5 protein-coding genes and 1 tRNA gene are annotated in these 12,030 nt (G+C 33.7%); 5 read left to right on the top strand and 1 reads right to left on the bottom strand.

The features are described 5' to 3' along the window. The first annotated feature begins 393 nt into the window (after positions 1-393). Entirely contained in the window at positions 394-1,659 is a 1,266-nt protein-coding gene (locus HMPREF1864_RS02865; RefSeq protein WP_062571341.1) for a Glu/Leu/Phe/Val family dehydrogenase, read from the top strand. 194 nt (positions 1,660-1,853) lie between these two features. Here HMPREF1864_RS02865 and HMPREF1864_RS02860 read toward each other — a convergent pair. Beyond that, positions 1,854-1,927, bottom strand: a tRNA-Cys gene (locus HMPREF1864_RS02860). A gap of 140 nt (positions 1,928-2,067) precedes the next feature. Here HMPREF1864_RS02860 and HMPREF1864_RS02855 point away from each other — a divergent pair. From HMPREF1864_RS02855 to HMPREF1864_RS02840, 4 genes are all read left to right on the top strand, one after another. Further along, complete coding sequence (locus tag HMPREF1864_RS02855) at positions 2,068-2,544, top strand: dihydrofolate reductase (RefSeq protein ID WP_062571340.1); 477 nt, start codon at positions 2,068-2,070, stop codon at positions 2,542-2,544. Next, complete coding sequence (locus HMPREF1864_RS02850; protein WP_062571339.1) at positions 2,541-3,215, top strand: response regulator transcription factor; 675 nt, start codon at positions 2,541-2,543, stop codon at positions 3,213-3,215. Before HMPREF1864_RS02855 ends, HMPREF1864_RS02850 begins: the two co-directional genes overlap by 4 nt. Further along, positions 3,202-4,344: a sensor histidine kinase gene (locus tag HMPREF1864_RS02845; RefSeq protein ID WP_062571338.1), complete on the top strand. Its 1,143-nt coding sequence runs from the start codon at positions 3,202-3,204 to the stop codon at positions 4,342-4,344. The genes HMPREF1864_RS02850 and HMPREF1864_RS02845 overlap by 14 nt, the downstream gene beginning before the upstream one ends. Before the next feature lie 275 nt (positions 4,345-4,619). Further along, positions 4,620-11,927: a SpaA isopeptide-forming pilin-related protein gene (locus HMPREF1864_RS02840; protein ID WP_062571337.1), complete on the top strand. Its 7,308-nt coding sequence runs from the start codon at positions 4,620-4,622 to the stop codon at positions 11,925-11,927. Positions 11,928-12,030 lie beyond the last annotated feature (103 nt).

Here is a 12,030-nt window from a genome sequence, read left to right as displayed (position 1 = left end):
TCAAAAGTGGCTAACTTATTGTTGCAATTTAGAATTTAATAATAGTAAAAATATGTTGGAAAAAAGAATTAAAAAAACTTATGGTATAGCTTAAGGACTTGACCTTTGTTCACTTAGTGAAAATGATTACAGGGTCATAATAACTAAGGTTTATTTAAGGGTGGAAAGAAATAGAAGTAGAAAAATTTATAGATCCTAAATAATAAAAAAATTACTATCGTTTACTAATTGAATTAATAAGGACCTAAAAAAAATAAAATGATTAAACTAAAATTATTATATCTAACAATTAGTTAAACTTAATTGGTATGCTTGAACTTAATTTTTCTATTTGCTATAATTAGGACTGTAAGAAATGGTTATCATGATTATACATAAAGGAGAGTGTTAAAAATGACAGATACTTTAAATCCGTTAGTAGCAGCTCAACAAAAAGTTAAGGCTGCATGTGACAAGCTAGGTTGCGACCCAGCAGTTTATGAACTTCTAAAAGAACCAGAAAGAGTTATTGAAATCTCTATTCCAGTAAAAATGGATGACGGTTCAGTAAAAGTTTTCAAAGGTTGGAGATCAGCTCACTCAACAGCAGTTGGTCCTTCTAAGGGTGGCGTTAGATTCCATCCAAATGTATGCCTAGACGAAGTTAAGGCTCTATCTCTTTGGATGACTTTCAAAGGTGGCGCACTTGGTCTTCCATACGGTGGAGGAAAAGGTGGAATTTGTGTTGATCCATCTGAACTTTCTAAAAGAGAATTAGAACAACTTTGTAGAGGTTGGATCAGAGGACTTTACAAATACCTTGGTGAAAGAATTGATATTCCAGCACCAGACGTTAACACTAATGGACAAATTATGTCTTGGTTCCTTGATGAATGGATTAAAGTTAACGGAGACAGACAAGATATAGGAATGTTAACTGGTAAACCAGTTGGACTTGGTGGATCTGAAGGAAGAAACGAAGCAACAGGTTTTGGTGTTGCTATAGTAACTAGAGAAGCTGCTAAACGTGAAGGAATTGATTTCGAACACGCTAAGATTGCAGTTCAAGGTTTCGGTAACGTTGGATCTTTCACAGTTAAAAACATTGAAAGACAAGGCGGAAAAGTTTACGCTTTAGCTGAATGGGACAAAAAAGAAGGAAACTACGCTCTATACAATGAAAATGGACTAGACTTCAAAAAACTTCTTGCTTACAAAGAAGAACACCACACACTAATTGGTTACCCAGATGCAAAACAAATTTCAGCTGACGAATTCTGGACAGGTCAATGGGATATCTTAATTCCAGCAGCTCTAGAAAACGTAATTACTGGTGATGTTGCAGCTAAACTTAATGTTAAATTAGTTTGTGAAGCAGCTAACGGTCCTACAACTCCAGAAGGAGATAAGGTTCTTGGCGAAAGAGGAATAAAACTTACTCCAGATATCTTAACTAACTCTGGTGGAGTTCTTGTTTCTTACTACGAATGGGTTCAAAACCAATACGGAATGTACTGGACAGAAGCTGAAGTAGAAAAGAAACAAGAAGCTGATATGATGAAAGCTATTAAAGGCGTATTCGCAGTTTGCGATGAATATGATGTAGTTCCTAGAGAAGGAGTTTACATGTACGGTATTAAATCAATTGACAAAGCTATGAAACTTAGAGGATGGTATTAATCCCTACAAGTAAATAAACACTAAAAAAGCCGCAAGTTATCTTGCGGTTTTTTGCGTTTATAATTATTGAAGTTTTAGAGTTATAGGGTCTATGAGTTTATAAAAATTTATTGGGAGTTAATATTTCACGACTTTATAAAAAATAAAAATAAGCAAAAAAAATCTACTGAAATTTTTCAGTAGACTTTTTGTTATGGAGGCGACAACCGGATTTGAACCGGTGATAAGGGTGTTGCAGACCCGTGCCTTACCACTTGGCTATGTCGCCATAACAACATTAGTATAGCAGACTAATAAATAAATTACAAGGGAAAAGTTAATTTTCAATCTAAATATGCTAGAAAAAAATCCTAGGAATAGACTGTCTACTAAGATATGATAGTTTTAAGAAGTTTTTAGGAGGTCTAGATGAAGTTACTAATTTTAGTTGATAATAAAAATGCCATTGCCAAAGAGGGCAATCAAATTATGTTTGTAGACAATGACCTTGAGATGTTTAAGAACTACACAACAAATAATATTATTGTAATGGGACGCAAGACTTTTGACGATATTGGAAGGCAGCTTCCCAATAGGATCTCTCTTGTCTTTACAAGGTCCAAGAGGGAGAACAAGAAGGACTTGTACTACATTGACTCAGTAGAAAAGTTAGACAAGATTATTGAAGCCTATCCAGATAAGGAAGTCTTTGTCATTGGGGGAGCGGAAATTGTGAAACTCCTTTGGGATAGGATTGAGGAATTAATTGTGACAAGAGTTGACACTGTAGTGGAAGGAGCCGACACCTTTATACCAGACTTCGATGGCTTTAGATTAATTGACAAGTCAGAAATCGAAGATGAGAGATACAAGGTTTATCACGAGAAATGGGTTAGAGAAGAATGAAAATTTTAATTGTTGAAGATGAAGAAAAATTATTAAAGTCAATTAAGGAAGGCCTAGTTCATTCAGGCTATGCAGTTGACACAGCCCTTGATGGAGAAGAAGGGTCCTTTATGGCATTTACAAATTCCTATGACTTAATAATCTTAGATGTAAACTTGCCAGGGAAAAATGGTTTTGAAATATTAGAAGATATAAGAGAGAGGGATAGGGAAGTCAATGTAATAATGCTCACTGCCCTTTCAGATGTTGATGACAGGGTGAAAGGACTTGACCTTGGAGCTAATGACTACATACTTAAGCCCTTTCACTTCGAAGAGCTAAAGGCGAGGATTAGGTCCCTCTTAAGACGAAAGACTTCCATAAGTGATGCCATCATTAGGGCCCATGGAGTTGAGTTTGACACAGCCAAGAGGACCTTTGCAATTGACAAAGACACCTTGAAGCTAACTGCCAAGGAAGCAGGGATCTTGGAATATTTATTTTTCAACCTGGGAAGGTATGTCACTGCTGAAGAGTTAATGGACCACGTATGGAATGATGAGGTGGATTTGTTCTCCAACGTTGTGAGGGTCCATATGTCTGCCCTTAGGAAGAAATTAAAGGACAAGCTGGGCAAAAATATTATAAGAAATGAAATTGGAAAGGGCTACATTATAGATGAAGAGAATTAAAAATGTAAAAAATACCATTGTCTTTAAGCTCATCCTTTCCATAATTTTAATTTTTATTGTAATGACTGCCACATCCAATTACATTATTGGCAAGTACCAAGAAAAGAGAATTCAGGACATTGGCGAGAAAATTGTTATGGAAGAGACCAACAAGGGTAATAAAGATTACTTTATAGTCCTTGAGGACTCAAAGTTGAAGTCTACAAAGGAGATAAAAAACTTTTCTCTAATAGTTATTGGGTCAACAATTGCCCTTGGGTCCCTAGTTTATTATTTTTTAGTTTCCAGAAGCCTAAAACCCTTAAAGGAATTAAAGGAAAAAGTTCAAGAGATTGACATTGACAAGGTGGACAGTGAAGAAAAAATTTACATGGAGGGACAGTCACAAGAAATCGAAGAACTATCTCTGGCATTTCAAAAGTCTATTGACAAGATCTATGGATCCTATGCCAGGGAGAAGGCTCTGTCATCTTCAATTGCTCATGAGTTAAACACACCAGTGGCTGTTATGAAGTCCTCACTTGAAATTTATCTAATGAAAAATAAGGTCGAGGACCAAGAACTTAAAGAGCTTTTAGATAATTTTGATGAGAACATAGACAGAATTTCAAAAATTATCGAGTCCCTCTTATTTTTAAATCGTAGAGAGAATGCAATCGCAAGAAAGTTTGATATCAAGGACCTTGTTGAAGAAATTGTATTTGACTTAGAAGACCTGGCAGAAGAGAAAAATGTAAAACTTATTTCCAAGTTGGGAAGCAGGGAAATTTACACCAGCGACATCTTGCTAGAGAGAGTCCTCTACAATCTTGGAAAGAATGCCATCCTTTACAACAGAGATGGAGGACTTGTAGAGTTTGACTTCGCTGAAGATGATGAAAATTATTTTATCTATGTTCGAGATACTGGACTTGGAATTGATGAAGAAGAGAAAGAAAAAGTTTTTGACTTATTTTATAGGGTAGATGAATCGAGAAATAAAAAAACTGGCGGCTATGGAATAGGACTTAACCTAGTTAAGAATATTGTAGAAAAGTTAAAGGGTGATATAAAAATTTTAGATAACCAAGATGACAAGGGTAAAAAATGTGGAACAATTGTAGAAGTAATTTTGCCAAAGAAAAAATAAAAAAGTAAAACCTCCAGAGACAGTGAAGGGAATTGTCAAGTGGAGGTTTTTTTGTGAAAAAATATTTTTTAATTAAGTTAGGCTTAATTTATTGAAAACTATATTTTAATAAGTTGGATGGCTTAAAATAGTCAATAAGCCTTGCTATATTAGTGAAAAAGATTTATTATGGACCTATAATGAGGCTTTAATGCTTTAAGGGAATTATTATAATATTTTTAAGTTTAGAAAGTATTAATTTTACTTAAGCTTAAGATTAAATTTTAGGAGGATTTATGAAAAGAAAATTAGCTTTCTTATTGGCAATACTCATGATTCTACCAAGTTTTTCAGAAATTGGGTATGCCTTAAGTTTTAAGGATGAGAAAACCGATAAGAGACAAGAAAATTTTATTGACCAAAAATTTTCCTTGAGGGAGGAGAATTTTGGACAAAGTTTACAAGCGCAAAAACTTGATGAGGGAGAAAACTTAGGAGAGGATAGGTCTGCTACAAGGAATGCACCAGACTTAAATAAGGACTTCAAAGCCTTTGTTGAAAACTATAAAGGCAAAGTAAATAAAGCAGATAAAAATTCTGTTTACAAAATTGTTTTTCCAGTTATGAATCTCAAAACTTCAAGCTCTGAATCTGGAATTACCTATGGAATGGTTCTTGCAGAGTCGGCTATAGTAGATACAGTAAATGGTAAAAACATTAATGAAAATCCAATAACATTAAAGATCACAGAAAGTAGCAAGGGCGAAGTAGTAGGTGAAGTTACTGTAAAAAAGGACAATAATAATATAATTGCAGAATATAAATTTACAAAAAACGAAGCAGAAGTCACTTACACTACAGCTCCTTTAAATCTAAACCTTAAAACGAAGAAAAGTGATAAGAAATCTTATACCCTTCTTCCTGGTTCTTCTGGTGAAGTAACTATTAATTTTTATGGTTTTGAGTTAGAAGGTCCTAGTGGTAGTCAGAATGAAAAAACTGTAACAGTAAAAGAAAAAACTGGTTATAATCTTGGAACAATACAAGTCAGTGGATTTCCATCTAATGTTGAACATATAAATAATGGAAACATACACACATTTAAGTTAAAATCAGGGGAATACGCAAGCTTTAATGCGACTTTTTTTGATGGCACAGGAAGTCAGGAAAAATCAATAGAATTGGGCGTAAATCCTGATACTAAACCTACTTATGAACCAGGCATTACTCCACAATTTGAAATGGATGGGGATAAGTTAATTGCTAGTGTAACCTTGACAAAGGATACAAAAGTAGGAGCACCAGACCTTCCTAATACTATAGATATAACTTCTTTTACCCTAACTAATGGTGTGAACAAAGATATTGCAGAAGAACATCGACTTAAAATTAATGATAATCGTTTTGTTGCTACAAATGAAGCAAGATCACAATATAAATTAAAGGACAATAGTAAAATCACTCTTAATGGAACAAGTACAGACAAGGGAAAAACAAAAACCTATAAACTTGAAATTCCAGTAGATAAATGGATGACCTTTAAAAATGACTACAATTATTTAGATGCAAGTTGGGATTTTAATTATAAGTATGGTGAAGATAAAACAAAGAATCTTTCTAAACGTATTTTTTTCCCAAAAGAAGAGATTACCTTAACCCATAGGGCAAAAGTTGCACCTTCAGCAGACACTGGTGAAAACTTTCTCTATGAAAGCTTAGAAATTCGCCCAGCGAATGGCAAAGATCTTTCTCCTGGATTTAAGATAAAAATTTCTGACAGGGAGGTTCTTTTCCCTGAAAATGTAAAGTCAAATAATAAATTTGAACTTTCAGGAGAGGGTGTTGAGAAAAAAGATCCTTGGATAGGTTATGACATTAAAGGCGACAAGATTGACACTGAAAATCCTAAAGGTTATAGGGAATACACTTACAAGGGCGGCGATAAAAAGTATCAAATTGTAAAAGTTAATGATAAAGGCGGAAAATTCCATTATAAAATTGAGTGGAAGACAAAAGTGAATAAGCTACCAAACAACTATTGGTTATATGCCGATCCAGGAGCAAGATCAAAGACAAAGATTACTTACACCTATGAAGGGAAAAGTATAACAGCTACAACTAATGAAAGAATTTCCTTCTTCAAAATCGTTAAAAAGCCTTCAGATAAGCTTCAAATCGCTCAAGAAACTAACGATAAGGGTGAGAGAATTACAACATGGGCAATAGTATTTAACAGGGATCACAAAAGGAAAGCTGTTACGGAAGTTTCCGATACTTTAAGACATGGTACTTTTATAGAAGATTCTCTTAAATACTATTTTATTAAACCGAATGAACAGATCCCAAATAATGGTAAAGAAATTAATGGTTTGTTAGGAAAACAAATTCCTAATAAGGTGGCAAGGGATGCAAATTCTGCCAACCCTTTCTACACAATTACTAAGGATGTAGAAGAAGGTAAGGAGCGTTTTGTAATTAAGTTTGGTGACCATTCCAATATTTTAAAAGAAAAAATAGAAAGAATTAATGCTGAGTATTCTAACTACACCACAGATAAAGAACAAGAATCTAAGAGGAATGTTGAAATTATTCATTATATTTTTCCGGATTATGTATATAAAGAAAGAGAAGCTGGCACAGTAATAACTTCAAAGGGAAAATATTTTAATGATACAAATCAAGAGGATAGCAAGAGGAATTTTCCAAATTTGTCAGACTTTAAGATAGATATATCTGGTGGAACAGCGGATATACCCTTCACATCTTTGATCGATTCTTATGTCACTCTTAAAAAAGCAAAGGCAGGTCCTGATGATAAATTGGCTTACTATCTTTTAGATGAAAAGGAAGAAGTAAAAAGTGATGCCCTTATTATCACTTATCAAACCAAATCTTACACTAAGCCGGAAGACAACCAATTTGAGTCAAAATGGTTCAGCGAATTTCCTAATGTTACAATTATCGAACTAAATAAAGATAAAAAGCTTGATGGTCCAGATGGTTCAGACGTATATCCACAATTGAGAATTACAGGTCCCGATACTGAAGATGAAACAGGAGAAAAAAAAGAAACTAATGAGCAAGAAGGTCTTTATCCAGTAGCTAAGTACTCATTTATTGATGATGATATGACACAAATAAAAAACGGAGTCTTGGCAAATATAAAGGGATCTTACTGTGAAGAAATAGATATTTCTGATGAAGCTCTTATGACTAATGGAGAGATAGGAGATAAGTACACCGATCTTAAGCTTGTAAGATTTAAACTTGATGACTTTGACGCTGAAATTTCTAAATTGAAAAAAGAAAAGACTAAAGAAGAAAGTGAAAGTGATGAGGCTTATAATAAGAGAATTTATAATACTTTTATTGAAAATTATATAAAAGGAAAAGGAGGAACCCCTGAAGGAAAAAAGGTTGAGTTCACACCTTCTAACGACAATAAGAGTATCAATTTTAAAACTGGTGTAAATGAAAATAACTTTAAAGACAATCATTATGTATATCTTTTCACCTACAATATGGATGCATCTTATGCATTTAACAAATCAGGAGAAGAAAAGGCAACTATCAATAACACAGCAAGTGTTAAATATGATAAGGGAATGACGCTTAAAGCTGAATCGAAAATTGAAAAACCTGATTTCTTGACAAAGGAAGATATTACTTCTAAAACTGAACCTGAGACTTCAGGAGTAAAAACCTACAGACTTAGTTTTGACTTTTCAAAATACCAATTGAAAGATATGAGTCAAATTAAAATAACAGATAGCTTTGGTGATTATGACAAATTTGTAGAAATCACAGACCCAGAATTATTAAAGGGACCATTAAAAGTTAAAACAGACCCAACAGCTGCCGACGAATATGAAAATGCTCCACAAGGAGTAAGTCTTAAAAGAGATGGCAAAGTATTCACTGTAAAAAGTGATAAGGATCTTTCAGGTAAAAAGTTTACAATTATCTACAGTGTTAAAATGGATCTTTCAAAAATCTATGATGGGGGACAAGGAAATAAGGATATAACAAATACTGCAAGTGCAGTAATTGAAAATGAGAACACTCCTCCTCAAACCATTAAAGAATCTGCCAGTGCGACAACAGGAGTTCAATATGGAGAGTTTTTGAAAAAATCAGTTGATACTTGGAAAGCTAATGCAAATGAAGGGGAAATTAAAGCCTTTAAAGAGTCTAGTATACGTCACTACACTTTAACTTTTGATTTAAAAGACAAAGATTTTCTAAAAAATTCTAATAGCTTGGAAGTTAAAGATACTTTTGGAGAAAACCATAATTTTGTTAAATACAATAATATAGTTGTTAAAGAAAATGGAATCAAATCAAAAAATTTGAGTGCAAAAACCATAACTAAGGGTAGTGGAGTAATTGTCTTTGACGTGACTAAAAATGTTAATGAGTTTCCTGATAATTTCACCATAGAGTATGATGTCATCTTGAAGAACTCTGACATTATTGCTAAGGCAAACGAAGAAGAAGTTGAACTAACCAATAAAGCAACAGCAGTATTTAGGGCGAATAATGGGTCCTATATGCAAGATGCAAGTGTCAAAACACAAGTGCGTGCAGGTTCATTGGAAGTAGAAATTCAAAAGTTAACTATCAATCTTCAAAAAGTTTTACCACAAAGAATTATTGGTAAGGATGAAAACGAAAAAGACATTCTTGCACCAGTAGATTATAGGAAAGTTTCATTCCAACTTACAGGAGAATACAAGCCTTTAGATAAAACGGGAAAGGAACTAGCAGTAGAGAAATACGATTCAGGAATGTTTAAAGTATCATCTAATGGAAGCTTAATTTTAGATCAAGTGCCTTTTAATGGGAAATACATCCTAACTGAAACTGTAGATACAGATTCAGAATACCAGGCTTTAAAAAATGAAGTGAAATTTGAGGTTTCAAAAGATGGCAAGACAATAACTTTTGAAGATGGAAATCTTGAAAAAGACAAAGTCGAAGTTATAAGTATTAATAACGAACCTTATTCTGCCACTATAAAGGAAACACAGGCTGAAGGTTTACAAAAAGATGTTCCAAATCCTAAACTTACAGAACTGACACAAATGGTTGGAGAAAATGACCCTTGGGGTTTTGTTGTAAAGATGGGACTTAAGGTTTATAACGAATTAAAGCCTAATGAAAAGCATACCCTAATATTTAGAAAAGTGGATCAAAATGGAAATCCATTAGAAGGTGCTGAATTTAAAATAACTAAGGAAGATGATACAAACTTTTCTAAGTCTGAAAAATCTAAAGTAGATGGTATCGTAAAATTTGAAGACCTTTCAAATGGAACATATGAGGTTGTAGAAACTGAGTATGCTCAAGGAAGATATAAAGAAAAGGCTAGTTTCCCTATAGTTTTCACAAAAGATACAGGGAAGGAATATAATTATGGCGATGTAGAAAATAAAAAATTAACCCTTCACGACATTTCATTTATAAAAGCAGAAATTCAAAACAAGGGCAAAGAAAATGAAAATACAATTCCACTTCAAGGTGCAGAGTTTAAACTTATGAAGAAGGGGTCAAGAGGTGAATTTTTAGTAGATCAAACTGCAACATCAGGATATGATGGTAAAGTTACTTTTATAGATGTAGCTGGTGGAACCTATAAGATTGTAGAAAGCAAGGCACCAGTTGGCTATGGTCTTCCTACAAATAGGACAGTTATAGATGAGTTCCAAGTGGAAGAAGATAAACACGAGGATTATTACGACTGGTCTAAGGATCACGAAATTACAATACCACAATCTTCACCAAAAAAAATTGAAAAAAAAGTTGTTGAAAATTCAAAAATAAAACACAAAGTTTCCTTTGTTAAGTATAAGGAAGTTTATAAGGGTAAACCTCAACCAATGGAAGGGGCAATCTTCATTCTTCAAGAAAAGAAGGGCGACAAATTTGAAAACATCAAAAATGGAGAAGACTTTGTAACTGCAAAATCTGATAATAATGGTGTAGTAAGTTTTGACAACTTAGACAATAAGCAGTATCAAATTATAGAAGCACCAGCTGCAAGTGATGATCCAAAGAGTCCAATAAAAGGACCTCTTAATAGCTTTGCAGACTATGATGTCAATACTAATGTAATTAAAGTTCCTGATCTTACAGGGGCAAGAGATAAGGCACTGGATATAAAATTGTTCACTGATGATGAAAAGATTATTGGTGATGAAAAAGTTAATAGCGATGAAAAGTTTATTAACTATAAGATGAGAAAAGATTTCTCCTTTAAAAAACTTGATGAAGCCTTAGATGAAAAGGGAAAGTCGAAGGCCATGAAGGGAGTAATCTTTAAGGCCTATCGCAAGGTCGATGGCAAGTTTGAAGATGAAGTATATAGGTACCTTAACAATTCTAACCCTGCAAATCCGGAATTTAAAAATGCAGTTGCTGTTTCTGATGAAAAGGGCGATGTAATTTTTAAGGGTTTTGAAAATGGAACTTACAAAATTGTAGAGACTAGAGTTCCTGGTTACGAAGAAATGTCTTTTGAAATTGAAGTTTCAAAGGATGGTGTGACTTTCCCTAGGGAAATGACAGATGGAAAATCAAATATTGTAAAGAATTCCTATACTCGTCACAATATTTCCTTTAAGAAGGTAGACAGTGCGACAAAAGCTGGCATTGAGGGAGCAGTATTTAAACTTGAAAGGCTAGAAAAAGACGGAAAATATTCTTTGGTAAAGGATAATTTAAGGTCAAATAGTCAAGGTATAGTAAGTGCAGGACCACTCTTAAATGGTGAATATAAAATAAGTGAAGTAAAGGCACCTGTAGGATATAGGGAAAGAGATTTGACCTTCAAGTTCAAACTTTCAGACTCGGATTTGAAAGATCTTTCTCTAAAGGATGTTGAGAATGAAAGCTTGCCTAAAGATTATTCTTCAGGCTTTAATAACAAGGGAAATCTACTAAATAAAAAGGATCACTATGCTTATATGTATGGTTATCCAGATAATACTTTTAGGCCAAGTAGATCAATGACAAGGGCAGAAGCTACTGCTATGTTTGGTCGTCTACTTTTGAAAAGGCCTACTAAGTCTAAGGAATTTAAAAAGATTTATTCTGATGTAAATAAGGATGACTGGTACGCAAGTGCAATAACTATTATGACTGAGCTTAATATTGTAAAGGGTTATGAGGACGGATCCTTTAAACCAAATGATCCTATTACTAGGGCGGAATTCGCAACTATGGCAAGTCAATTTGATAAGTTAAGTGGTGGTAGTCTTAACTTTACTGATGTAAAAACTTCTCACTGGGCTTATTCTTATATTGCATCAGCCTATAATAAGGGTTGGATAAGTGGTTATCCTGATGGAAGCTTTAGACCTGAAAAGAGTATTTCAAGAGAAGAGGTTGTATCAATAACCAACAGGATGTTAGACCGTAAGTGTGATTTAGATTTTGTTGAGAAAAATAAGTCTATCTTAATTATGTTTAAGGATAACCCTGAAAGCTCATGGTCCTATGGAGATATAATTGAAGCAACTAATGGTCATGAATACCACAGAAAGAATGGAAGCTCAATTGAGGAAGTTTGGGAAAGATTAAATCATAAAGAATTTCATGTTTAAGATAAGAAAATTATTTTCTTAAATTATTTTTGTAAAACAATTCAAGAAAGGAAAGGGAGACCCAGTGAGGTCTCTTCAGACTGATGACAAAGCAGGCAAAAAA

This window comes from Peptoniphilus sp. DNF00840 (genome assembly GCF_001553125.1).
Taxonomy (GTDB): Bacteria; Bacillota; Clostridia; order Tissierellales; family Peptoniphilaceae; genus Peptoniphilus_A; species Peptoniphilus_A vaginalis.
The sequence above is the reverse complement of the archived record's forward strand: the minus strand, read 5'-3'. Positions and strand labels throughout refer to the sequence as shown.